This window comes from Secundilactobacillus sp. MJ173, assembly GCF_059704265.1.
The window spans coordinates 48,427-72,266 of record NZ_BAAKGN010000064.1 but is presented as its reverse complement, the minus strand read 5'-3'; the positions used below and the strand labels follow the sequence as shown (position 1 = coordinate 72,266).

The following is a 23,840-nucleotide window of genomic DNA, read 5'->3' as shown; positions in this document are numbered from 1 at the left end:
CAAGGGATGAGCAAGTGTGAAACGACGACGGATTGAACCCATCTATACCAATACTTATAGGCAGTTGCGTAACCGTTCACGACGATTACGCTTCTTTTCAATCTTGCTGGTTTTGATCGTGATTATCGGTGGCTGGTTTGGCTATCGGCACTATCGCGACCAGCAGCTGAGTCATTACCATGTGAGAGGGGTCACGTTGGACCAAGCAAACGGGTTTGTTGACTTTCAACAGCTATCACAGCAAGGCTTTCAATTTGCGTATTTGCGGGCGACTTCAGGGGCAACCTATACCGATGATCAATTTCAAAGTAATTATGATCGTTCTCAAGGTAGCAACCTTAAAGTGGGTGTTTATCACGTATACAGCTATACCACTTCGCCTCAAGCACAACTTAAAAACTTTGAACATGAAGTTGGCTATCGTGAGGGGCAGCTGCCAATCGCGGTTCAAGTCACCACCTATGATAAGTATAACGGACGATATTTGCGTCAATCCGAACCGCAAAAAAAGCTGTTGCAGTTTGTTTCATTACTGCAGCAACACTATGATAAACGTGTGATTATTTGGTGCACACCAACGATTTGGCGGTCAATTAACCGAACGTCACTTGCTCGGTATAAAACTTGGCTGCAGACTTCGAGTCTGTCTCATCAAAGTGGCCAAGTTGTCTTCATTACCTATGACGAAAAAGCAACCGTTAAACTCAATGGCCAATCGCAAACGGTTCCTGCGTCGGTCTTTAACGGGTCACAGCGTCAATGGCACTCGTGGAGTACGCAGTAGAATAGAAACTAAAAATAGCCTGATTATTGACTGTCTCGTTGCTAGTAGGCAGCCAATAATCAGGCTATTTTAGGTTCAATTAGTTGTGTTTGATACGATATAGTAAATCACATCGTCGGCTTCATCAAACATTTTAACCGGAATATTATTGTTGGCTGTAATCGTAATGTGATAACCATAATGGTCTAATAATACCAAGGTATCAGTGGTAAGTGAGACCACTTTACAGGGAATCGTATGGTGGTCAATGCTGATGGTTAAATCAGGGCCGATAACCAAAGAATGTGTTCTAGCTGTTTCGGAATGGCGCAGTTTCCATGAACCAATAAAAATCATGGGAGAATTGGCGATTTGATTTGCAGTTCGCTTCGCTGACCGCTGAGAAGGCCGAATAATGTTTTGTAGTAATGCTCGGCTAGAATGGATGAATTCTTTTGCGTTCATGGTGAGGCCTCCTCCTTTTCTCTTATCTGATTTTAACATGTTTATCAGCCGATTCCTTATTCTTTACCTTAAATTATAAAATAAAATCGACTTCTAATTATCATTTGCGTTTGGAACTGCTATCATGGAGTTAACAGCAGAAAGAGAGGCGTTTTTAATGATTAACTTAGGCATCATCGGCACTAACTGGATTACTCAGCAATTTGTGGAGGCAGCTCAAACCTCCGGGCTGTACCAGTTAACCGCAGTCTATTCAAGACACCAGGATACTGCAACTGAATTTAGTCAAAAAAACGGTGGCTCAGATACCTATACCGATTTGGATAAATTCTTTAATCAAGGTCACTTTGACACGGTTTACATCGCTTCACCAAACAGTTTGCATTTTCAACAGGCAAAACAGGCAATTGAAGCGGGTAAAAACATCATTGTTGAAAAGCCAGCTTTTGAAAATCAGGCTCAGATGGAACAGATTCAAGAACTGCTTCAGCAGCATCGCGAACTGCATTATTTTGAAGCGGCTAGAAACATTCATACGCCGAACTTTCACGCCATTGAAGCCCAATTAAAAAAGATGCCGGTGGTACAAGGCGCTAACTTCACCTACATGAAGTACAGCTCCAGGTATGATCAGGTGCTGGCAGGTAAGGAACCAAACGTATTTTCTTTAAAATTTGCCGGAGGTGCGTTGCAGGATCTAGGCGTGTATCCGTTGTATGATGCCATTGCACTGTTTGGTATGCCAAACGAATTTAACTATTTCCCAGAGTTTATTCAAACTGGTGTCGATGGCAAAGGGGTGGCAGTTTTGCAGTATGCTGAATTTAACGTGACACTTAATTTCGGTAAAACCACTAACTCATACATGGCCTCAGAGATTTATGGTCTGAAGGATACTATCGAAATTGATGATGCTGGCGAACTGGGAGAAGTGAATTACTTTGATGCTGAAGGCAAGCAGACACTGATCAGTGAACCCGTTGCTGAAAACGTGATGTTACCTGAGGTACGGGATTTTGCCAGGGTCATTAATGAACCGGGTAACATCCAAAATCAGACTGACTATTTGCGCTGGCTCAATCTGAGCGTTCAGGTCAATAAAATGCTGTTTAACCTACGTCAATCTGGTAAAATTGTTTTCTACGACGAACGGGACAACTAATGAGAAATGAGGGGATCCTATTATGATTCCACAGTTTAAAAGTCGATTCGAAAAGTTAGGTTTTGATGAATTATCACCGATTCAATCCGCAGTCTATGAACCACTGAAAAATGGTGACAGCGTGCTTGGACTGGCACCAACCGGGTCTGGCAAAACGCTGGGCTTTGTGGTACCCGTCTTAGAGCGGCTGGCACCTGGTCAAGGTATTCAAGCTATCATCATCGCACCGTCACAGGAATTAGCGATGCAATCAACTAACGTTACGAGAAGCTTTGCCACGCTGGTTGACTTAAAGGTGACGTCGATTACCGGTGGTGCTAATGTTAAACGCCAGCTGGAACAGCTGAAAAAGCATCCAGAAGTCGTGGTCGGTACGCCTGGGCGAATTTTAAACTTAATCGAAGACTGCAAACTTAAGACTCACGATGTTCAAACCGTGATCATTGATGAAGCGGATGATTTGCTGGATGGTGAGACTTTTGATACGGTGCGCACAATTTTGCAAAACGTGCCTTCAGAAGTCCAACTAGGATTTTTCTCGGCAACGGAAACACCAATTTTAGCTGAACTGCAAAAGTGGTTTGGCACACCCGTCACCCGGATCGATGTGCGAGATATTGACCATACGCAAGGGGAAGTCCGTCATGGTTTGCTGGAAGTTGGCAACCTGAAGAAGGCTGGTATGCTGGGAAAGTTAACCTCAGTTAAACAATTTAAAGCCTTGGTGTTCTTCAATCACGTTGGTTCTTTGCAGCAGACTAAAAGCTGGCTGACACATCATCACGTGCCCGTTGCAACACTATCAGCTAATCAGCGTCAAACTGAACGGCAAAAAGCGTTAACTGATTTCCGGTTAGGGCGGGTTAAGTTACTATTATCCACGGATGTGGCAGCTCGTGGCTTGGATATTGCCAAACTGCCTGCAGTGGTCAACTTTGACTTGCCTAGTACCGCTATTGACTATACCCACCGAGTTGGCCGAACGGGTCGAATGGGCGAGCCTGGTCAAGTGGTCAACTTTGGTGATGACCATGACCTTCGAGACCTGAAGCGGTTATTAAAGGATACGGACTATGAGTTAGTGCCTGTTTATTACCAAGACCATCGATTGAGCACCAGCTTTAAAAAGCCTTCTCAATCGATTAATTCAGATCAAACGCTTGTCGCTGAAGCTAAGGTTGCCGGTGAAGTACAGACAGATCCTACTGCTATGCAACCTGCTAGCCGAAAGCCCAGAGTCAAAGCAGCTTTGCCAGAACCCACTAAGAAAAAGAAGGGGCATAACAAGCATTCCAAGCGTAAGGGAATGCGGCATAAGCGAGAACAAGAAAATTAATTGAGATCGAAATAGAATAACATGAAAAAAAGGACGCCTAGCAATTCATCATTAGCTAAGCGTCTTTCTTTAATTATCGTTTGTAAGTATGAGTTGTTCCAGTCATGTAATTGTGAACCGAAATTCGGTGTGAACTTTTAATTGTTACCTTAAGTTTTTCCGCACCGCCACCACGAATAATTCGTTGATCGCCACTGTAGCGACTTTTGTCTTTACCGGTGATTTCGTAAACGTGGTGCTTGAGTGTTTTATATTTTAGCTTATAGGCATCGAAATAAGGCATTCCCATTCCTTGATACCGGAAAGTACTCTTCTTGAAAGCGTAATATTCCCAGTATTGCCCTTTCTTGTAATTATATTGATGCCTGATTGCAGAAGGTGTACCTTTATGCCAACTAGCAGCATTAGCAGTTGTAGTTGAGACGGACACTATACCAATTACCCCTAAAACTAACGCAACAAATAATAACAACTGTTTCTTCATCATATTCCTCCCTTTAGGACAATGTAATTATATCATAATTACATTGTTGCCTGAAATATGCTGTGGTGTAGCCAATTAAGTAGAGTGTCATTCAAAAAGATGTTCTCAAAAAATCTTCACCCTAAAAAGTAGGGTAAAGCCTTTTGAGGGCTTACTGTCCCAGTCATATCAACCCATCTAGGCTTTTTTGTGCACAATTTCTTTGATTTCTTGCAAATGTGCACACAAGCTTCACCTTTATTCATTTTCTATCATTTTTTAAAAATAAAGAATCCCTCTATATCAACGATTTAGAAGGATTCAAAATGAGTCAGATATTAAAAAGATGACCCCACCCGGACTCGAACCGGGATCAGCCGCTTAGGAGGCGGGTGCCCTATCCAGTTGTGCTATGGGGCCAAAAAGCACACTGAATATTTTCTCATGGATTAGGGTTATTGTAAAGACCGGTTATCATTAGCCGTTAGTAGGTTCAGCAATAACTAGTACGTTGGTCAAGGCGTTCCGAACCACTGCCGCCGTAGTAGACCCTACCAGCAAGCGGTCGATAGCATCGGTACCCGATTTGCCCATCACAATCAGATCAACGTCATGTGTTTCAGGGTATTCAACCGCAATGACCTGTTTAGGGCTGCCATGGAGAACTTCAGTTTTAGGTGTTACACCGGCATCTTCAGCTATTTTTTGACCCTCAGCCAAGATTGCGGTTGCACGTTCGTTCAGTTCTTGATAATAACCGCCAGTATTGGCAATACCCGTTCCTGTAACCGTGTAAATCAGGCGCTTATCGTCTGCAACGTTTACAATAGTGAGTTCAGCGTTGAATTGTTTAACCAGTTTTAGCGCTTCAGACAACGCTAATTTAGAATTATGACTACCATCAAGTGGTACAACGATGTGATTGTACATACTATCAGCTCTCTTTCAATAATTATTAGCTCACGTACATTGTGAAGCATTTTGAAAGTGGTTTCAAGCTTTTTATGCTTTGTTTTGATATGTGGATTTTAACTCATAATATTGGGTGATGTTAGTGTCAAACCGCTTTCTCAGTTCCCTAAATTATGATATAGTTTTTTTGACAGAAAAACGAGGGATGTACTTTGGATAAATTAGATTTTTATAAACGCCACATCGAAAATTCACTGATTGATATTATGAATACCCGTGCTCAAGATAATAATTTTGAGCGACAATGGCTTCAACTGCACATTCCCAATCGGGATCTGCAATATGCCATCTCACAATTATCGACACTGAGTTTAAAGTTATTGCAACAAGTGGTGGACTTGGCACCTGTGTCTGAGGACCAGTTGGTTGAGGCTATGGACCTGAGTTTCGGGGTGATTGCTAAAAATATGAATAAGCTTTCCCGATTAGGTTTTGTCACCAAGATAGCGCCAGATCAGAGGAGCGCGGTTTATCAACCAACCAAGGTCGGCACGAAAGTTGTGGCAGTTCAAAACCAACTTAATGAGTTGCTGGATAAACAGCACAGAGAGTTAGTTGATCGCTATACACCAGAGCAGTTAAGTTTAATTGCGACCTTTCTGCAGGATCTAAAGCACAGTCATTGATGTGGAAATTAAAAAATAGCTTGAGCAAATTTATCAAATGATAAATTGTTCAAGCTATTTTTTAACTTAAGTTATTTTTTAAAAATGATCCATTTTGAGAAGAAGTAGTTCAAAACCACCACGATCACGTTATCAATGATCTTAACGATCAGTGGATTACCGGAGAGAAGCGAGATTCCCACGTACATGATCAACTGGTCCACCACTAATGAAAGCAGGCGGAAGAAAAAGAAGGTCGCTGTTTCCCATAAGAAAGTCTTCCAAGCCATTGATTTGGAGTTGAAGACCCAGAGTTTATTGGTGACAAAGGCGAAAATCACGGAGGCTAACCAAGCCAGGACGTTCGCAATTTGATAATTCATGGAATGGTTCAGCCAGTCAAATACGCCAATGTTGATTAAAGTGGTTAACCCACCAAAAAATAAATAGCTGATTACTGACTCGTATTTTTTAAATAATTGCCATAGGGTATGCATGCTAGTTTCCTTGCTTTACTTTTTTTCTTGGACGATATACTTAGGCCGGTGTTTGGTTTCAAGGTAAATCTTACCAATATATTCACCCAAAATGCCAAGACTAAACAGTTGAATGCCACCTAGCAGGAGAATAATAGAAACCATTGATGGCCAGCCAGCGACCGCATCGCCTACCATGAGTGCGCGAACGATGACGAAAATAAAGCCAATGACGGCCAGAACACAGGAAATACCACCCACCCAAGTGGCAATCTTTAGGGGTGCATCTGAAAAGTCAACAATACCATCGATTGCATAATTGACCAGCTGCATGAACGACCAGTGTGACGTACCAGCCGCACGGGGCTGACTTTCATATTTAAGGTAGGTGGTGTTAAAACCGACCCACGCAAAAATTCCTTTAGAGAACCGGTTATATTCGGGTAACGAAGTGATCGTGTCAACCATTTCACGAGTCATCAAGCGATAGTCGCGGGCGTTGGGTTCGATCTGAACCTGTGAGATGGCGTCAATGACATGGTAGAATTTGGTGGATAGGTAGGCACGAATCCGACCTTGACCACGACGTTCTTCTTGAATCGTGCCGACACAGTCGTAACCGTCATTTTCAATCAAATCGATCATCTTTGGCAGTAATTCGGGTGGATCTTGTAAATCAACGTCCATCACGGCGACTAAATCACCGGTTGAAGCATCCAATCCGCAAGCAAGTGCAGCTTCTTTCCCAAAGTTACGGGAGAATGATAGGTAATGAACAGTATCGGGATGTTGCTTTTGTAATTCCTTTAAAATTAACAGAGTTTTGTCGCTAGAGCCATCGTTAATAAATAAATATTCTGGCTGATAACGTTCAGATGTTTCGTTGATGGTGTCAAACACTTTAGCGACAGCATCGTAAAAAATGTTGATCGATTCTTGTTCGTTATAACAAGGCACGATCAGACTGAGGGTACGCATAAGATATCCAACCTTCCCTTCTTAGGCTTAAATTCTATCATAAGGCAAACGAGACTAATAACAAAGTTAAAAAAGATTAATTTTCCGTGAATAATGTGTTTAACGTGTAAAATTGTGTAGAATTGTATCTCTAGAACAAGGGTTCTGTTACAATTATAGGCGTTGATTCAATTCAAAACTGAAACCGAATGAAACGCAAATTCATCACCTGGGAGTATTTAAAATGACGAAACCAATTAAAGTAATGACAGTTTTTGGTACCCGGCCAGAGGCCATTAAGATGGCGCCAATAGTATTAAGGATGCAACAAGATTCAACCCATTTTACACCAATTACAGTTGTGACGGCCCAGCATCGAGAGATGTTAGACCAAGTTTTAAACATTTTTAAAATTATACCGGATTATGACTTGAATATCATGAAACCGAACCAGACTTTGGCCCAGATTACTAGTCGAGTTTTGACAAATTTGGACAACGTGATCGATGAAGTCAAGCCAGACATTATTTTAGTCCACGGGGACACCACAACGACTTTCGCTGCCAGCGTCAGCGCTTTTTATCATCAAGTTACCTTGGGCCACGTGGAAGCCGGCTTACGAACTTGGGACAAATATTCACCTTATCCAGAGGAAATGAACCGTCAGCTTACCGATATTTTAAGCGATTATTATTTTGCGCCTACGTCTTTAAGCCGAGAAAATTTGCTTAAGCAAAATCACCCAGATGACCGTATCTTTATTACTGGCAACACGGCGATTGATGCACTTCAGCAAACAGTGGATGAGAACTATCACCATGCCGTACTGGATCAGATCGATGCTCAGCACCGCATTATTTTACTGACTATGCACCGGCGTGAAAACCAGGGGGAACCTATGCAACGGGTTTTCCGAGCTATCCGTAAAGTGGTGGCTGATCATCCCGATGTTGAGTTGGTCTACCCAGTACATTTGAGCCCAGCTGTTCAAAAAATTGCTAACGCAGAACTTGGCGATACTAACCGAATTCATTTAATCGAACCCCTAGACGTAGTGGATTTCCATAACCTAGCGGCTCGCAGCTACTTAATCATGACGGACTCCGGTGGGGTTCAGGAAGAGGCGCCTTCACTGGGCAAACCAGTATTAGTCCTCAGAGACGAAACTGAGCGTCCTGAAGGTGTTCAAGCAGGGACGCTAAAATTAGTGGGTACGGATCCTACGGTGGTTACTGAAGCAATGGAAACCTTGCTTACGGATGATCAAGCCTACCGTCAGATGGCAGAAGCTAAAAATCCGTATGGCGACGGTCACGCGTCCGAACGGATCTTAAAAGCCATCGAAGAACACCAGCAACAACTGTGAGGTTAATATCATGCAAACTGGATTTAAAGGCTTTTTAAAGCTGCTTATACGGCGCTTTTCCAATGCAAATGTCAACGATTCAGCGGCGGTGTTGTCGTATTATATGCTCTTATCCATTTTCCCAATCCTATTGATTGCCGGGAACTTGATTGCCTTTTTGCACTTTAATACTAACAGTGTGCTGCGGTACATTGAACCGGTGTTACCGGAGCCAGTGTTCCAAACGTTAGCGCCGATTATTCGTTCTTTCTTAGAGCAGGGGAGTACTGGAACCTTGTCGTTAGGGGTTGTTGTAACGATCTGGTCAGCCGGACGCGCGGTGTCCGCTTTCCAGCGCAGTATTAATCTCGCGTACGGGATTGAACAGCCTAACGCCATTATTAGCCGTTTTTTCTCCTTTCTTTTGATTTTAGTAGCCATTATTTCAATCGTTATCATTGCCATTCTGTTCAGTTTAAGTGAGTGGCTTGGCAGTTATTTGAAACCTTGGTTTAACCTTTCCAATCACTTCACGGACTTTGTTGGCAGTTTAAGGTGGCCAATTTCCTTCCTGTTTATTTTTTTACTAAGTGGCCTGCTATACATGGTGGTGCCATCAGCGAAGGTCAAGTTACGTTACGTTTGGATCGGTGCGTTTGTGACGACCGTGGGCTGGTTAGTACTAGCACAAGGATTCTCGATTTATATTCGCTATTTTGCCCGCAATATTACCGGTTATCAAACCATTGGGACGTTCATTATTTTACTGATTTGGATGAATATTTCCGGCTTCATTCTGTTAGCTGGTGGTGTTATTAACGCCAGCGTTCAAGAGTGGCGGCAGGGTGAAATCGAGGAGCTTGATATCATGAAGAACATCGTGGATCAGGCACGTACCACTCACCATAAACGGCAAACAAAAAGAAGGTCGGCTTCAAAAGGGAAAAAGAAGCGACCTTCCAACAAGAAAAAATAATTACTTTGCTTGATCGACTAACTTTTGAGCGAAGGCGTCTAACGTTTCAATATCATCGTCTTCAGGTTCCAAGTTAATCTTGACGTTATCTGCACCTTGAGTTGCGCCAGCAGCTTTGAGCTTTTTTCCGAAAGCATCCACAGCAACGCAGAAGTCATCGCCGTAAAAGGTGTCACCGGAACCAGCGACACCATAGACTTTACCGGATAAGTCAACGTCATCCAGGTCGTCATAGAAGTCCATTCCTTCTTCAGGCAGTTCGCCTTCGTCATAGGTGTATGGGCAAACCACGCAGATATCCACATCTTCAAATGAATCAGCGTCCGTTTGAGAAATTTCCGACTCCGTGACGTCAACACCTAATTGTTCTAATTTTTCAGTAATAATATCGGCAATATCTTCGTTATTCCCGGTGATGGTTGCAAACACAACATGTGCAGTTGCCATTAAAGTCGCCCCTATTCTTAAGTATAAATTACCTTTAGTATAGCAAAATCGCGAGGGAGTGTGAAATGACTTGACAGAGGAATCGTCATCTAAGTTACAAATCACCAAAATTGAGGCCCAGAAGCGGGCTGGTCGTTATAATGTTTATGTGAATGGCCGTTATGCTTTTCCAGTCAGTGAAGATGTGCTGATCCGTTACCGGTTGTTGAAGGGGACTGAACTCACTGATGAACTGATTACTACCTTGCAATCAGCTGATGATCAATCTAAAGCCTATGAATTGGCGCTGAACTATTTATCTTATCAACAGCGGACAGAAAAAGAATTGAGCGACTATTTAGTCAAAAAAGAAGTGCCGGAGACTACGATTGCGCCTGTCATGGCACGGCTAGTGGCGGATAAGCTGCTTGATGACGATCACTATGCCCACAGCTATGTCCGCACCATGAAGCGAACCAGCGATAAGGGACCCAGCGTGATTCGGCGGCAACTCAAACAGCGCGGTGTGAAGGACGAATTGATTGATCGTGCCTTGGCTGAAGACTACCAATCTGAAGAACAGCTAGAACGCCTGGCCGAACTGGTTGAAAAGCTAAAACGGCAGTACCAAAAACTAACGCCAAAGATTCAACGGCAAAAAGTGCAGCAACGCTTAGTTGAGAAGGGGTTTTCCTTTGATTTAGTGGGGCAGGCACTGGCTGAAACCAGCTTTGAAATGGATAGTGAAACTGAACTAGACTTGTTAGCCGTGCAAGCAGAAAAACTTTGGCGCAGATACCATGCCAAGCCTGAACGGGAACGGCAGATGAAACTGAGACAGGCTTTATATCGGAAAGGTTTCGATGGCGATTTGATTTCCAAGTGGCTTGAACAAAAGGCTGAAGAAGAGTCGTAGAGCGTTTAGCCATTGTGTTGGGGAATCGGGTTTGCTATAATGATAAGCGAATTTAATTAATCATACCCGACACTTTGGAAAGTAGGGTTTAATATGGCGCGCGAAGCTAGAGGACCTAAGGAAGGCGACTTCATTACGATCAAAAGCTATAAGCACGACGGAAGTTTGCATCGAACTTGGCGCGATACGATGGTACTTAAAACAAGCGAAAATGCCCTGATTGGCTGTAATGACCATACGTTGGTCATTGAAGACGATGGGCGACGATGGGTCACTCGTGAACCAGCAATTGTTTTTTTTCATAAGCACTATTGGTTTAATGTTGTCGCAATGATTCGGGATAACGGGGTTTCTTACTATTGCAATCTTGCAACGCCCTATGTCTTAGATAAGGAAGCATTAAAGTATATAGATTATGATTTAGATGTGAAGGTTTTTCCTGATGGAGAAAAACGGTTGCTTGATATTGACGAGTACGAGATGTTTAGTCGTCGCTGGCAGTATCCGCCTGAAATTGACAAGATTTTGAAAGCGAATGTTTTGATTTTGGTCGACTGGATCAATAATCGTAAGGGTCCGTTCTCGAAAGAATACGTTGATCTATGGTACTCACGCTATCTCGAGCTTTCCCGTCACAAGTAATGGGGTTGCTTAAATTAAAAGCGAGGTTAGCTGAACAAGCTGACCTCGCTTTTTGAATGGGTGTTAAGAAAGGGGGCGTTCGAATGTTTAATCAAATACAGCGGTCTAAGTTACTCTTTTGGTCACTGGAAATTCTCATTGTGGCAACTTTAATTTGGGTCTGTACCAAATTGGGCTTTCTGTTTGCTCCTATTGGGACTTTTTTTAGAACCATATTTATGCCGATTCTGCTTGCCGGAATCCTTTATTATATGCTGAATCCAATTGTTAAGCTGCTGCAAAAAGTCAAAATTGGCCGTTTTCGACTCAATCGGACATGGTCGGTGGCAATCCTGTTTTTGGCATTATTCGGCATCTTGGCGGGTGGTTTATTCTGGTTAGTACCAAAGCTAATTCAACAAGTTGCCACCTTGGTTAACAATGTGCCTCACATCGTGCAGCTGATTCAGGACATGCTGAACAGTATGAATCAACGCTTAAGTCAGTATGACTGGCTAAAAAACGTGAACTTTAAATCCTATGCGGCTCAGCTGGAAGACGGTCTTTCTAATTATGCGAAGACCTTTATGACGGGGTTAACGACCAGTGTTGGTACGGTGATCGGGATGGCAACCAGTGTGACGATTTTAGCGGTGACAGTGCCCGTTATGCTGTTTTACATGTTAAAGGATGGTCAAAAGTTGATGCCCGCTTTGAGACGGTTGTTGCCAAGTAAGCACGCTGATCAGACAATGGGAATCCTGACACAAATGAGCCAGACGTTGTCGCGTTATATCGGTGGACAAGTAATCGAGTGTTTGTTTGTCATGACGTTTACCTCCATCGGTTTCACATTGGTAGGGTTGAAATACGGTTTACTACTGGGAATTTTTGCCGGAATGTGCAACATTATTCCATACGTGGGGCCGTACATCGGTGTGTTACCAGCTGTCATCGTTGCCGTTGGTTCCGGGTTGGTTGAAGTGATCTCAGTCTTGGTCGTTACCGTTATCGTTCAGCAGGTTGATGGGAACCTCGTTTATCCTAACGTGATTGGTCGGACGCTTAAAATTCATCCGCTGACGATTATTGTTATTTTGATGGTTGCTGGCAATATTGCTGGGCTGATGGGCATGATTTTAGGTGTGCCATTATACGCCGTGGTCAAAGTGATCGTTGAAAACATTTACCATATTTGGCAGCTGCAAAGTGAACGACGAGATGAAAGTCAGGGGCAACCACCATCAAGAACTTAAACGTTTAGTTAAATCAAGCGATAATTCATTGATGGCCTGTTGGGTTGTGTTAAAATTTATGATATTATAGTCGAGTTAGGATACAGTGGTTTAAATTCATAGTTAAGCAGGAGATTTAAATGAAAAAAGTAATTACGTATGGCACCTTTGATTTATTGCATAAGGGACATGTACGACTCTTAAAGCGAGCAGCAGCTCTTGGTGATCATTTGACAGTGTGCTTATCATCAGATGAGTTTAATGCGGTTAAAGGTAAAAAAGCATATACATCATATGAAGACCGTAAATATATTCTAGAAGCTATCCGGTATGTGGATGAAGTTATTCCCGAAAAGAACTGGGATCAAAAGATCAAAGATGTTCAAGAAAACGACATCGACATCTTTGTCATGGGCGATGACTGGAAGGGCAAGTTTGATTTCTTGAAGGACTATTGTCAAGTGATCTACTTACCTCGGACAGAAGGCATTTCAACCACTAAAATCAAGGAAGATTTGGGCCTTAAAGCCGGAGTTGACTGGAAAGAATAATCAGTTGAATGTAACGACAAATATCCCCAGTTGCGACTAGGGATATTTTATTGCAATTTAAAGTGAGGTTAATGCCGTAATGAAACAAGCAATATTTTTGGTGACGTCTTTAGCCGGCTTAAAGAAGCTGACTTTTAAACAGAAAGTAAAGTCGCTGATGAACGATCAGATTCAGGTCACCATTCTTTTAGCGATGATTCAGTTTGACGATTACGAAATCGCTCGTCGTTTGATTCAGTCCATTTTTAAAGCGAAGCGGCTAGCTCAACTTAAAGTCGTTTCGTTGGCAGATTTGGTTGCGGATGAATCGGGTGTGGATGTTGCTGCATCAGAGCAGTTTACAGCCGATTTTGAAGATTTGCCGCTTCATCGTTTTGAAGCCACTAACGCGCTGGAGAGACCAACCATACGCTACGTCAAAGATGGTGAAATTGTTGCTGAAGTGAAAGAAGACGGTAATCAGCAACCGCTACTTAAGATGCGCTATGCTGACCATCAACCCGTTTCGGCAGCCGTATATGAAGCAGGTAACCAGTTTGGTATTTTAACTTACCGTGATGGCAAGTTAGCACAGGCATTATTACTGAACCAGCAGGGGCAGGTTGTTTACCGCTTCATCCGGCATGCACAAGCGGTTAACTTTGCTTATACCATGGGACGGACCTCAAAATTAAAGTTTACCGAATTAATTTCTGAGGAGGATGATGAGCAACGTGTCATCTATCGTGATTCAGAAGAACAAATGACCTATGAAGTGGTGGGGTATCAAAACTACGACCGGTTTGATAGCGTTTATTCGTTCTACGCCAGTTTGTTGGAGAAAATCATTCCCGCTGATTCTGGTTTATTTATTGACCTCAATGATAATCCTGAATTGACCCCATATTTACCGCAACAGTTGATTTTTAATTACTAAGGAGGGTCGTTAGTCGTGCGTGCAATATTATCAGGTTTACACCAAAAAAAGAAAAATCAAGAATTAGAATTTGAATTAATCGACGTTCCCGGCTCTCTGGATAATTTGAGGGTCATGCTTTTGGAAACGAATAGTTTAGCTTCAGTCACTGTTCCAGTGCCACGAGTAGTGGATAATAACTTAATTCGGATTCAAATCGATCCTGACCAGCTGCAGTTTGACGCTTTTGGTCAAAGTGAGTTTGTTTGGCAATTATTTTTAGCTTTTAATACAGCAGATGAACAGGTGATTTTACAGATTGAATCCGAATATCTGAGTGACCGTCACCAGCTATCGCTAACGAGCTATTATCAAGTTAATTCGGATGCTGAGGGTATGGCAACTTTTAATATTCATACTCAGCAACCCAAGGATGAATTCACGATCAACTCTGTCAACCTCACAGAGGATGCTCTGAATATCACCGGCTATAATCGAATTAATGGGCAGCCAATCAAGGACCAAAAGATTATTTTAAAAACCCGGGAGTCGGGTGCCCGATTGGCTTACCCAACTGTGGCAGGTTCGTTAAAGACCCTGTTTACCGCTAGTGTGCCACTCACGGACTTACCATCTAACTCCATTGAAGATCTTTTCGTTCAATATACCGTTGGAACTCAACAAATTGAACAGCGGGTGATTCTGGCACGTTCACTTGAAGGACAGATGACCCAGTCTGTTTTACCAGGTGGCCGGATGGTTTTAATTGAGAAAAATATCAACAATGGAATTGTCATCAAAGAATTTCCAGCACCAACCTTTGGTGAAAAGGTGGCAGCACTCCCACAAAAATTACAGGGGGTGGCTAATCTTGGGCGAACGATTCAAGATAAGGTCAACCTGCAACGCATGCGTTGGCTATTCAAGTCTGGGCATCGACCTTATGAGCAACCGACCATTATCTTTGAAAGTTTTGGTGGTCGACAAGTCAGTGATAGTCCTTATGCGATTTACCGATTATTTACGGAACTTTATCCTGGCTTTACTTTCGTTTGGTCAATCGACCGTTCGTTGAAGAAGTTCTGTAAGCAAAACCAAATTCCGTACGTGATTCGACGTACTTCTAAATGGGTACGGACGCTGGAAAAGAGTTCCTATTGGATCAGTAACGCACGGTTCCCAGCTTGGGTCAAGAAGCCAGCATATGTGACTTATATCCAGACTTGGCATGGGACGCCGTTAAAGAAGTTGGGCTTGGACATCGAAAATGTCTCCATGCCTGGGACAACGACCAGCAAGTACCATGATAATTTCGTGAAGGAAGCTAATCGCTGGGATGCTTTGGTTTCTCCCAATGATTATTCAACCCAGATTTTCCGTTCAGCGTTCGGCTTCAATAATCAGATTTTAAAGGTTGGGTATCCACGAAATGACGAACTGATCAATACCGAACCAGATGAGATCACGACATTAAAACAACAAATGGGTATCCCCTTAGATAAAAAGGTGGTCTTGTATGCACCGACGTATCGGGATAATCAGTTCGCTGAGAAGGGGAAGTATACCTTTGAGCTGCCATTTAGTTTAGATGATTTCAAGAAGCAGTTCGGTGAAGATACCGTTTTGATTTTACGGATGCATTATCTGATTGCTAACGCCATGGATATTAGCGATTACACGGATTTCGTTTACGATTTCTCGAGCCATCCTAATATTTCTGACTTATACTTAGTGTCAGATATGCTGATCACTGACTACTCATCCGTTTTCTTTGATTATGCTTACTTGAAGCGGCCAATCCTCTTTTATCCGTACGATTACCACTTGTATAAAGATGAATTACGCGGTTTCTACCTGGATTACGAAAAAGACCTGCCAGGACAAATCGCGAATAATGAAAAAGAGTTGCTTTCTGGCATTGCTGATGGCCTCAAGCATCCCGATATGAGTGAAGATCCGAAGTTTATGAAATTCTATAACCGTTTCTGTTCCATTGATGACGGCCTAAGTTCACTGAAAGTGGTTAACTACGTGGTACATCAGATTGAAAAGAACGGTTAATGTCAATTCTGGAAAGGAATAGTGCTATGACATTATCACAAGAAGTGGCAAATAGGCTCACATTTGCCATTATCTCTCACCCTGATGCGGGTAAGACGACCATTACCGAACAACTTTTACTGTTCGGTGGTGTGGTGCGCCAAGCTGGGACGGTTAAGGCCAAAAAGAGTGGTAACTTTGCTAAATCAGACTGGATGGAAATCGAACAAAAACGTGGGATTTCCGTTACCAGTTCAGTGATGCAATTTGACTATCAAGGCAAACGAATCAACATTTTGGACACCCCTGGTCACGAAGATTTTTCTGAAGATACTTACCGGACCTTAATGGCGGTGGACTCTGCCGTGATGGTGATTGACTCGGCCAAAGGGATCGAACCACAAACTAAAAAGCTCTTTAAGATTTGTAAAATGCGTGGCATCCCCATTTTTACGTTCATGAACAAATTGGACCGTGATAGCCGCGACCCAATGGATCTGATTGCCGAACTTGAAGAAGTACTTGGTATTGAAGGTTATCCCATGAACTGGCCAATTGGTATGGGGAAGGAACTGAAGGGACTTTACGACCGTTACCATAACCGGGTCGCCTTATTCCGTCCTGAAAGTGACGGTACGACATATTTACCACTAGATGAAAATGGTGATATTGCCGATTCAGAACCATTAAAGAGTAACTCGTGGTATGAAGATGCCCGCGAAAACATGGAATTAATTGAGGATGCTGGTAATCAGTTTGATGAAGCTAAAATTGCCAGTGGTGATCAAACACCCGTCTTCTTTGGTTCAGCGCTTGCTAATTTCGGGGTAAAAACTTTCTTGGAAACCTACCTGAAGTTTGCGCCTCAACCAGCAGCTCACCGGACTGAAGAGGGCGATGATGTAGAACCAACGGACAAGGAATTCTCTGGCTTTGTCTTCAAAATTCAAGCTAACATGGACCCTAAGCACCGTGACCGAATCGCCTTTGTCCGAATCTGTTCTGGTTTGTTCCAACGTGGGATGGACGTGACGTTAGGACGTACCAGTAAGACCATGCGACTTTCAAACGTAACACAGTTCATGGCGGATACCCGTGAAAACGTGGAAACGGCGGTTGCTGGGGATATTATTGGTCTTTACGATACTGGGAATTATCAAATCGGTGATACCGTTTATACAGGTAAGAAGAAACTGCAGTTCGAGAAGTTACCGCAGTTTACACCCGAATTATTTGTGCGAGTAACGGCTAAAAACGTCATGAAGCAAAAGTCATTTCATAAGGGAATTCAGCAGTTAGTGCAAGAAGGCGCCATTCAGTTATACACTTCTTACACCACTGGCGACTATATTCTTGGTGCGGTTGGTCAACTTCAGTTTGAAGTCTTCCAGTTCCGGATGAAAAACGAATATAATTCCGATGTTGTGATGGAAGCGATGGGTCATAAAATCGCTCGTTGGATCGACCCAGATCAGTTAGATGAACGAATGTCTTCTAGTCGAAATCTGCTGGTGAAAGACTTAGCGGGAGATCCGCTGTTCTTGTTTGAAAACCAATTTGCAGAGCGCTGGTTTACCGATAAGTATCCAGACGTTAAGTTAACATCGAAACTGTAATCAGACATATAAAAATCCTGATGTTCAGCCATTTCGCTGAGTATCAGGATTTTTTGATTCACTCGATGTTTAAGCCTTTACCGTGGTTAATTTTGCTTGAGCAGCTTGACCAAGGATGTTCAAATAATTGAATGGTCGGTCAAAGTTGGGCTGGAAAAGCATATCAACCATTGCCAGATCATCGATGGTGTTATGATTTTGGATGCAAACGGAGAGTAAGTTTGCTGATTGCGAAATATCGTATTTACTCATAAGTGCGCCACCGAGAATTTCACGGGTATCCGGATTAAAGACTAGGGACATGGTAACGGGGAGCGTAGTTGGCATGAATTCTGGCCGGTAGTTATCGGTAATGATGACTTGTTCAGCACTTATTCCCTGTTCTTTGGCAGCCTCGTAGGTCAAACCAGTTGAGCAAAGTGAGATGCCGTAGAGCGCTAAACCAGATGATGATTGAGTGCCCATATACTTCACAGTTGGTTTGGCAATGTTCTTACCAACTAAGATGCCTTGTCGCACAGCGTTGGTTGCCAGTGGAATATAGGCGTTTTTACCCGTTGGATTGTAGTGGACCGCTGCGCTGTCGCCTGCAGCAAAAATATCCGGGTCACTGGTTTGCATGTAGTCGTTAGTAATGATGGCGCCATTCTTAGCCATCTCAACTTTGCCAGCTAATAAATCCGTGTTAGGTCTGAAACCAATGCACAATACTGCTAAATCAACCTCAATGGCTGCTTTATCGGTCGTGATTGTCACACCATCGTCAGTGGTATCGAAGCGTTCAACTTTTTGATTGAGTGCCAGTTGAACGTTGTGTGCACGGTATTCATCTTCGATTTTATCCGTAAATGCGTTGTCAAAATACTTTGGCATTACGCGGTCCTGAGCATCGATCAACGTCACATCATGACCTTTGAGTGAATATGCTTCGGCTAGTTCGGCACCAATGTAGCCAGCGCCAATAACGGCGATCCGTTTAGCATTTTCTGCTCTTTGGAAAAGTGTCTGAGCATGAGCCCAGTTTTTGCACAGCAGTACTTTATCACTATCAATACCAGAAATTGGTGGAATGATAGGCCAAGAACCTGATGTCATCACTAATTTATCATACGAGCTGGTGGTGACTTCGTGGGTTTCCAGATCCTCCACGGTGATGGTATGTGCTTGATTATCAATGGCCGTCACATTGTGTCTCATCAAAACTGTTGCCCCGAGTTTTGATAATTCATCTGGATTTGAATAGAAGAGTCCTTGTGGATCCTTCACTTGTCCGCCTAGGTAAAGCGCAATTCCGCAAGACAGAAACGAAATCACATCGTTTTTTTCGTAGACTGTTACCTCAGCATCAGGATTTTCTGCTAAAATCTGTTTTGTTGCAAAAGTACCTGCGTGGGTACAGCCAATCACTGCAATTTTCATGAAAATGTCCTCCTATGTGAAAAACAGTTAGTTAAGTTTGATTGTTCACAATTGTATTTTACACGATGGAAAATGATTGTCAATGGTTTCACAAGAAAAAAGAAATCGCTTACAATATTTTCGAATGTTAAAATTGCGATATACTAATAACAGACAAAATTTAAAGGGGAAATTCCATGACACATCTTTCAGCTTGTACTTCAGTTTTAGTCGGTAAAAACGCGTCAATTGACGGTTCCGTCATGATTGCGAGAAATGACGATACGTTTTTGCCATTAACACCGCAACGTTTTTACATGCATCAGCCTGCGGAAAATGAAGGCAAGATTTTACAATCTACCCAAAACGGGTTTGAAGCACCACTTCCAAAAAATGCGGTTCGCTATCAAGCAACACCAAACGTAGAGGTCGATAAAGTCGGTCTTTATGAAGAAAGCGGTATTAATGCCCATAACGTTGCCATGAGTGCTACGGAAAGTGTCTACGGTAATCCGAACGCGCTGGCTTTCGATCCCTTAGTTGTTGATGGCATGGCTGAAGATACCATGCAGACGATGGTTCTGCCAGTGATCACTAGCGCCCGCAACGGGGTTAGTGTACTGGGCGATTTAATTAAACAGTACGGTTCGCCAGAAGGTAATGGCGTTTTGTTTGCTGATAAAGATGAAGCTTGGTATATGGAAATCGTAACGGGCCATCACTGGGTTGCACAACGGGTTCCCGATGATGCGTTTGTGATTACTGCTAATCAAGTTGCCATTCAATCAGTTGATTTCGATGATCCCGATAATTTTATGTATTCCGATGGCATCCAAGACTTTGTGGCTGAACATCATTTAAATCCGGACCAATCCGGCTGGAATTTCCGCCATATTTTTGGAACTAGTACGGAAAAGGATCGTCACTACAATACGCCACGAGTTTGGTATGGTCAGCGTTATTTGATGCCAGACGTTGAACAGTCACCAACCTCGTCAGAACTGCCCTTTATTTGTCATGCCAATCGTAAAATTAGCGTGGCGGATATTAGCTTTATTCTGGGTTCTCATTACAACGAAACGGATTATGATCCGTTAGGTAATGGTCCTGAAAAGTTGAAGACTAAGTTTCGGCCAATTGCCATGAACCGAACGCAAAATTCCCACGTATTGCAGTTAAGAAATAACGTACCTGAAGCACAATCAGCAATCATGTGGCTTTGCTTGGGCGTGCCGGCCTTTAGTCCTTACGTGCCGTTCTTTGCCAACGCCAACGATACGGATCCATCTTACGTAAATACACCAGTTCATGCTGATCAAGAGAGTGCCTACTGGATGTACCGTAAATTGTCCGTGTTGGTAGAATCGCGGTACTCAGAGTTTGTCCAAGACGACCGTGACTATCTGACGGCTAGCCAAGAGTTGTTTACACAGCACGTTGGCAAAACTGATGAAGTTGCCAGCAAGCTGTCCGGTGAAGAATTAACCACGTACCTGACTCAGCAGAACTACCTGATCGTATCTGAGATGAAGGCCAGAACGACTAAGTTAATGAACGATTTGTTTGAACATGGCTTGGAACTGTCTAAGTTAACGTTTAACATGGATGTTAATTTGTAGATTTATACTTATCTCAGAGAGTGTGACACAACTCGGTAGATTCCAGAGTTTAACGCAAACGAAGCGTATTTCGGCGAACTATGCCGGAATGCGCTTCGTTTGCGTTAAATGGCCGGAATCTGAGTTGTGGAGCATATTTAGGCTAGATTAAAGTATTGAAAAAAGTAAATTTTAAGTTGTCTTTCAGTCAAGAAACCAACTGAAATTTTTACCAATATATACTTATGGCACAACCTCTTTTAAATTCACGAAGAATTCTAATACTAATCATAATTAATTCATGGTATCTCAACTGTGCATTCTGTACACTAAAAGTAGATATAGACTGGCTAGCGCCCACAGAAAGGACTGCTGACTATGACAATGACGAATGCTGAGAGGAACCGGCAACAACTGGAAACGGTTCTTAAAACTAATTTGACCAGTGGGCTGACTGAAGTCCAGGTGACACAGCGGCAAGATGATGGCCGCAACGTGTTACAGGAAGAAAAGCCGCCAACACTTTTTCAAAAAGTCTGGCGTCATTTGTCTGATGTGGCTTCACTGGTGCTATTATTTGCGGTAGCGTTATCGACGTATCTTGCGATTGCAGCAGACGGTGGCTGGACGAAAACCATTGTAATCGGGAGTATCCTGGTGATCAACGTGTTGATCGGTATGTATCAAGAACATAGTGCCGAAAAATCCTTAGCTGCTTTAAAAAAGATGAACGTCCATGAAGTAACGGTAATGCGTGATGGTCAACAACAAGTTATCGATGCGGCTGACCTAGTGGTTGGTGACGTCGCTTTACTGTCAGGAGGTAATCAGATTCCAGCGGATGGCCGCTTGGTTGAAGCGACCGATCTACGAATCGATGAAGCTGTCTTAACAGGTGAAAGCGAGCCGGTGAAGAAAACGGCTGAGCCAGTGGCAGAAGCAGCTGAAATCGGTGACCGCGTTAACGAAGCTTTTTCTGGAACGGGTGTGACGCAGGGAACCGGAGTGATGGTGGTTACCGCCATTGGAATGGACACGGCAATCGGGAGTATTGCAGGCATGCTGAACCGAACAAAGGCACGCACAACGCCATTGCAAAAACGGCTGAATCAGCTTTCTAGTCGACTGACGGCAGTGGCAGTCGTAGGTGGCATTATTATCACCATTTTAGGGCTCTTTTTCCAGGGAGATACACTAACGGATGCCTTAATGATCGGGGTCTCTTTGGCTGTGGCAGCGGTGCCTGAAACCTTGCCGATTATCGTGACTATCAGTTTATCTCACGGAGTTGGAGCGATGGCTAAGCAGCACGCCATCATGCGTCGGGTAGATGCAGTTGAAACGATTGGTGGCGTGAACGTGATTGCCTCCGATAAGACGGGGACGCTGACGCAAAATCAGATGACCGTTACACAGGCATGGTCGGTATTTGATTCAGAGCCCACAGCGGTGGGGAGTGGGCCGCTTCAGGAGCAAACCAAAACTCTGATGCAATTAATGGGGTTAGCAACCAATGCTACCCGCGAAAAGGTGAATGACGAATGGGTAGAAATTGGCGATTCCACTGAACTCGCCATCGTTCGTTGGTTGGCCTCTGAGGGGCTCACGCGAGCCAACTTTGAGCGTGATGCGCTCCGAGTGGCTGAAGACCCCTTTAATTCGACGAAGAAAACCATGGCTACACTTCATCAGTTGCCAGATGGTAGGGGATTACTCATCGTGAAGGGAGCAATCGACCGTTTGCCCCTTAAACAAACGGCTAGTGAGCAAGCCAAAATGAATCAGATACATGATCGCTTTGCTCACAATGCGTTGCGGGTACTGGCAGTGGGTTATAAATACTTCGACACGATGCCGGATACACCAATCGAAGACTTGCAGCAAGATTTAATTTTCGCTGGGCTGATTGGCATGATCGATCCGCCAAGGGAAACGGCTATTGCGGCAGTTGCACAGGCTGCTGAGGCGGGAATCCGGACGGTCATGATTACTGGTGATCACCTTGAAACTGCGAAGGCCATTGCCAAGCAAATTGGTATTTTACGTGCTGGTGACCAGGTGATAACGGGGGCGGCATTACGACAACTGACAGATCAGCAACTCACTGATCAGATTGATGCCATCAGTGTCTATGCGCGGGTCTCCCCTGAAGATAAGATTCGAATCGTTAAGGCGTGGCAGCAACAGGGTGCAACAGTAGCCATGACGGGTGATGGCGTCAATGATGCACCTGCATTGAAGGCTGCAGATGTGGGGGTTGCCATGGGCATTACCGGGACAGAAGTTTCCAAAAATGCCAGTGATATGATTCTGACGGATGATAACTTTGAAACGATCGTTGCCGCGGTTTCCACGGGTCGAGCCGTTTATCAAAATATCCTAAAAGCAGTGGAATTCTTGATTGGTGTTAACTTCGCTCAAATTTTCCTCATGATTTTTGCGGTTGGGATTGGCTGGGGTGCACCGTTGATTGCAGAACAGTTATTGCTGATCAACGTGTTGGCGGATGGCATTCCAGGATTCTACCTCAGCCGTGAACCAGCCGAAGCACGGAACATGAAACGGCCGCCAATCAGCCGAAAAACCAGTATTTTTGCGGATGGTTTAGGTCAACGAGTAGCGGTTCGGACGGCAACGTTTATTGTTTTGACTCTGGGTGTCTATAGCCTTGGTCGTTTCGGACTTGCTAATAATGACCCGGCAGTTGGGATGACCATGCTGTTCTTCACTCTAGCATTGGGATCCATGATTGATATTTATCCGATCAAGCAACGTTCATTCTTGTCATGGCAAGGGGTTCGCCGTAATCCAGCGTTGAACGTCGGCGTGTTGCTGGCAGCCAGCTTTGTTGTGAGTACAGCGGTCTTTCCGTGGTTACGAGACGCGTTCCAGTTAACCACATTGCCAGCAATCAACTGGTTAGTGATTCTCATCGCCATCTTTATCCCGAGCTGTGTGCTTGAGATCAATAAACGGCTGCAACTGTTAAAATTCAAATCACCGATGGTCTTAGATGAAGAGTAA

22 protein-coding genes and 1 tRNA gene are annotated in these 23,840 nt (G+C 43.6%); 15 read left to right on the top strand and 8 right to left on the bottom strand.

From position 1 onward, the window contains the following. The first annotated feature begins 16 nt into the window (after positions 1-16). Positions 17-784, top strand: a complete 768-nt coding sequence (locus AC6H04_RS10430) for a GH25 family lysozyme (protein ID WP_497571605.1) — start codon at positions 17-19, stop codon at positions 782-784. A 75-nt stretch (positions 785-859) separates the two neighbouring features. On the opposite strand, the gene AC6H04_RS10425 is transcribed toward AC6H04_RS10430, so the two are convergent. After that, positions 860-1,228, bottom strand: coding sequence for a DUF4828 domain-containing protein (locus AC6H04_RS10425; protein WP_497571604.1), 369 nt, complete (start codon positions 1,226-1,228; stop codon positions 860-862). 157 nt (positions 1,229-1,385) lie between these two features. Here AC6H04_RS10425 and AC6H04_RS10420 point away from each other — a divergent pair, with 157 nt between their 5' ends. Both AC6H04_RS10420 and AC6H04_RS10415 read left to right on the top strand, forming a co-directional pair. After that, positions 1,386-2,390 (top strand): Gfo/Idh/MocA family protein, encoded by a 1,005-nt coding sequence (locus tag AC6H04_RS10420; protein WP_497571603.1) that lies wholly within the window; start codon positions 1,386-1,388, stop codon positions 2,388-2,390. 22 nt (positions 2,391-2,412) lie between these two features. Next, positions 2,413-3,726, top strand: a complete 1,314-nt coding sequence (locus tag AC6H04_RS10415) for a DEAD/DEAH box helicase (protein ID WP_497571602.1) — start codon at positions 2,413-2,415, stop codon at positions 3,724-3,726. A gap of 73 nt (positions 3,727-3,799) precedes the next feature. On the opposite strand, the gene AC6H04_RS10410 is transcribed toward AC6H04_RS10415, so the two are convergent. From AC6H04_RS10410 to AC6H04_RS10400, 3 genes are all read right to left on the bottom strand, one after another. Then, a complete protein-coding gene (locus AC6H04_RS10410) occupies positions 3,800-4,210 on the bottom strand; it encodes a hypothetical protein (RefSeq protein WP_497571601.1) in 411 nt (136 codons plus the stop codon). A gap of 326 nt (positions 4,211-4,536) precedes the next feature. Continuing rightward, a tRNA-Arg gene (locus AC6H04_RS10405) sits at positions 4,537-4,609 on the bottom strand. 57 nt (positions 4,610-4,666) lie between these two features. Next, a complete protein-coding gene (locus tag AC6H04_RS10400) occupies positions 4,667-5,119 on the bottom strand; it encodes a universal stress protein (RefSeq protein ID WP_497571600.1) in 453 nt (150 codons plus the stop codon). Positions 5,120-5,313: 194 nt separating this feature from the next. Between AC6H04_RS10400 and AC6H04_RS10395 the strand changes: the two genes are divergently transcribed. Next, positions 5,314-5,787, top strand: a complete 474-nt coding sequence (locus AC6H04_RS10395; protein ID WP_497571599.1) for a hypothetical protein — start codon at positions 5,314-5,316, stop codon at positions 5,785-5,787. Between the two features lie 71 nt (positions 5,788-5,858). On the opposite strand, the gene AC6H04_RS10390 is transcribed toward AC6H04_RS10395, so the two are convergent. Both AC6H04_RS10390 and AC6H04_RS10385 read right to left on the bottom strand, forming a co-directional pair. Continuing rightward, positions 5,859-6,263 (bottom strand): GtrA family protein, encoded by a 405-nt coding sequence (locus AC6H04_RS10390; RefSeq protein ID WP_497571598.1) that lies wholly within the window; start codon positions 6,261-6,263, stop codon positions 5,859-5,861. Positions 6,264-6,278: 15 nt separating this feature from the next. Continuing rightward, a complete protein-coding gene (locus AC6H04_RS10385) occupies positions 6,279-7,220 on the bottom strand; it encodes a glycosyltransferase family 2 protein (RefSeq protein ID WP_497571597.1) in 942 nt (313 codons plus the stop codon). 223 nt (positions 7,221-7,443) lie between these two features. Here AC6H04_RS10385 and wecB point away from each other — a divergent pair, with 223 nt between their 5' ends. Then, positions 7,444-8,565, top strand: a complete 1,122-nt coding sequence (gene wecB / locus AC6H04_RS10380) for a non-hydrolyzing UDP-N-acetylglucosamine 2-epimerase (RefSeq protein ID WP_497571596.1) — start codon at positions 7,444-7,446, stop codon at positions 8,563-8,565. 10 nt (positions 8,566-8,575) lie between these two features. Continuing rightward, positions 8,576-9,520, top strand: coding sequence for a YihY/virulence factor BrkB family protein (locus AC6H04_RS10375; protein ID WP_497571595.1), 945 nt, complete (start codon positions 8,576-8,578; stop codon positions 9,518-9,520). Here AC6H04_RS10375 and AC6H04_RS10370 read toward each other — a convergent pair whose 3' ends face one another. Continuing rightward, the gene (locus tag AC6H04_RS10370) at positions 9,521-9,967 is read right to left on the bottom strand and encodes a flavodoxin (protein WP_098825742.1); all 447 of its coding nucleotides are present in this window, start codon (positions 9,965-9,967) and stop codon (positions 9,521-9,523) included. It abuts the gene before it with no gap. Between the two features lie 70 nt (positions 9,968-10,037). Here AC6H04_RS10370 and recX point away from each other — a divergent pair, with 70 nt between their 5' ends. The 7 genes from recX to AC6H04_RS10335 all read left to right on the top strand — a co-directional run bounded on the left by recX (position 10,038) and on the right by AC6H04_RS10335 (position 17,820). Then, complete coding sequence (gene recX / locus AC6H04_RS10365; protein WP_497571594.1) at positions 10,038-10,862, top strand: recombination regulator RecX; 825 nt, start codon at positions 10,038-10,040, stop codon at positions 10,860-10,862. A gap of 93 nt (positions 10,863-10,955) precedes the next feature. Then, positions 10,956-11,504, top strand: a complete 549-nt coding sequence (gene ntdP / locus AC6H04_RS10360; RefSeq protein ID WP_098825740.1) for a nucleoside tri-diphosphate phosphatase — start codon at positions 10,956-10,958, stop codon at positions 11,502-11,504. Positions 11,505-11,587: 83 nt separating this feature from the next. Beyond that, a complete protein-coding gene (locus AC6H04_RS10355; RefSeq protein ID WP_497571593.1) occupies positions 11,588-12,739 on the top strand; it encodes an AI-2E family transporter in 1,152 nt (383 codons plus the stop codon). Between the two features lie 119 nt (positions 12,740-12,858). Then, positions 12,859-13,269 (top strand): glycerol-3-phosphate cytidylyltransferase, encoded by a 411-nt coding sequence (gene tagD / locus AC6H04_RS10350; RefSeq protein ID WP_098825736.1) that lies wholly within the window; start codon positions 12,859-12,861, stop codon positions 13,267-13,269. A gap of 79 nt (positions 13,270-13,348) precedes the next feature. After that, positions 13,349-14,185 carry a hypothetical protein gene (locus AC6H04_RS10345; protein ID WP_497571592.1) on the top strand — a complete coding sequence of 279 codons (837 nt, stop codon included), beginning with the start codon at positions 13,349-13,351 and terminating at the stop codon, positions 14,183-14,185. 15 nt (positions 14,186-14,200) lie between these two features. Continuing rightward, on the top strand, positions 14,201-16,225 hold the full coding sequence (locus AC6H04_RS10340) for a CDP-glycerol glycerophosphotransferase family protein (RefSeq protein ID WP_497571591.1): 2,025 nt from the start codon (positions 14,201-14,203) through the stop codon (positions 16,223-16,225). 26 nt (positions 16,226-16,251) lie between these two features. Then, the gene (locus AC6H04_RS10335; protein ID WP_497571590.1) at positions 16,252-17,820 is read left to right on the top strand and encodes a peptide chain release factor 3; all 1,569 of its coding nucleotides are present in this window, start codon (positions 16,252-16,254) and stop codon (positions 17,818-17,820) included. Positions 17,821-17,889: 69 nt separating this feature from the next. Here AC6H04_RS10335 and AC6H04_RS10330 read toward each other — a convergent pair whose 3' ends face one another. Beyond that, complete coding sequence (locus tag AC6H04_RS10330) at positions 17,890-19,239, bottom strand: FAD-dependent oxidoreductase (RefSeq protein ID WP_497571589.1); 1,350 nt, start codon at positions 19,237-19,239, stop codon at positions 17,890-17,892. A gap of 176 nt (positions 19,240-19,415) precedes the next feature. Here AC6H04_RS10330 and AC6H04_RS10325 point away from each other — a divergent pair, with 176 nt between their 5' ends. Beyond that, entirely contained in the window at positions 19,416-20,837 is a 1,422-nt protein-coding gene (locus AC6H04_RS10325) for a C69 family dipeptidase (RefSeq protein WP_497571588.1), read from the top strand. Positions 20,838-21,194: 357 nt separating this feature from the next. After that, complete coding sequence (locus AC6H04_RS10320) at positions 21,195-23,840, top strand: cation-translocating P-type ATPase (RefSeq protein ID WP_497571587.1); 2,646 nt, start codon at positions 21,195-21,197, stop codon at positions 23,838-23,840.

What these genes read in the sequence shown, in the direction of transcription:
- AC6H04_RS10330 (WP_497571589.1), bottom strand. Translation starts at nt 19,239, where the DNA reads ATGAAAATTGCAGTGATTGGCTGTACCCACGCAGGTACTTTTGCAACA.
- AC6H04_RS10345 (WP_497571592.1), top strand. Translation starts at nt 13,349, where the DNA reads ATGAAACAAGCAATATTTTTGGTGACGTCTTTAGCCGGCTTAAAGAAG.
- AC6H04_RS10425 (WP_497571604.1), bottom strand. Translation starts at nt 1,228, where the DNA reads ATGAACGCAAAAGAATTCATCCATTCTAGCCGAGCATTACTACAAAAC.
- tagD (WP_098825736.1), top strand. Translation starts at nt 12,859, where the DNA reads ATGAAAAAAGTAATTACGTATGGCACCTTTGATTTATTGCATAAGGGA.
- AC6H04_RS10390 (WP_497571598.1), bottom strand. Translation starts at nt 6,263, where the DNA reads ATGCATACCCTATGGCAATTATTTAAAAAATACGAGTCAGTAATCAGC.
- AC6H04_RS10325 (WP_497571588.1), top strand. Translation starts at nt 19,416, where the DNA reads ATGACACATCTTTCAGCTTGTACTTCAGTTTTAGTCGGTAAAAACGCG.
- AC6H04_RS10415 (WP_497571602.1), top strand. Translation starts at nt 2,413, where the DNA reads ATGATTCCACAGTTTAAAAGTCGATTCGAAAAGTTAGGTTTTGATGAA.
- AC6H04_RS10420 (WP_497571603.1), top strand. Translation starts at nt 1,386, where the DNA reads ATGATTAACTTAGGCATCATCGGCACTAACTGGATTACTCAGCAATTT.
- AC6H04_RS10370 (WP_098825742.1), bottom strand. Translation starts at nt 9,967, where the DNA reads ATGGCAACTGCACATGTTGTGTTTGCAACCATCACCGGGAATAACGAA.
- AC6H04_RS10335 (WP_497571590.1), top strand. Translation starts at nt 16,252, where the DNA reads ATGACATTATCACAAGAAGTGGCAAATAGGCTCACATTTGCCATTATC.
- AC6H04_RS10385 (WP_497571597.1), bottom strand. Translation starts at nt 7,220, where the DNA reads ATGCGTACCCTCAGTCTGATCGTGCCTTGTTATAACGAACAAGAATCG.
- wecB (WP_497571596.1), top strand. Translation starts at nt 7,444, where the DNA reads ATGACGAAACCAATTAAAGTAATGACAGTTTTTGGTACCCGGCCAGAG.
- AC6H04_RS10320 (WP_497571587.1), top strand. Translation starts at nt 21,195, where the DNA reads ATGACAATGACGAATGCTGAGAGGAACCGGCAACAACTGGAAACGGTT.
- AC6H04_RS10400 (WP_497571600.1), bottom strand. Translation starts at nt 5,119, where the DNA reads ATGTACAATCACATCGTTGTACCACTTGATGGTAGTCATAATTCTAAA.
- AC6H04_RS10355 (WP_497571593.1), top strand. Translation starts at nt 11,588, where the DNA reads ATGTTTAATCAAATACAGCGGTCTAAGTTACTCTTTTGGTCACTGGAA.
- AC6H04_RS10375 (WP_497571595.1), top strand. Translation starts at nt 8,576, where the DNA reads ATGCAAACTGGATTTAAAGGCTTTTTAAAGCTGCTTATACGGCGCTTT.
- AC6H04_RS10410 (WP_497571601.1), bottom strand. Translation starts at nt 4,210, where the DNA reads ATGAAGAAACAGTTGTTATTATTTGTTGCGTTAGTTTTAGGGGTAATT.
- ntdP (WP_098825740.1), top strand. Translation starts at nt 10,956, where the DNA reads ATGGCGCGCGAAGCTAGAGGACCTAAGGAAGGCGACTTCATTACGATC.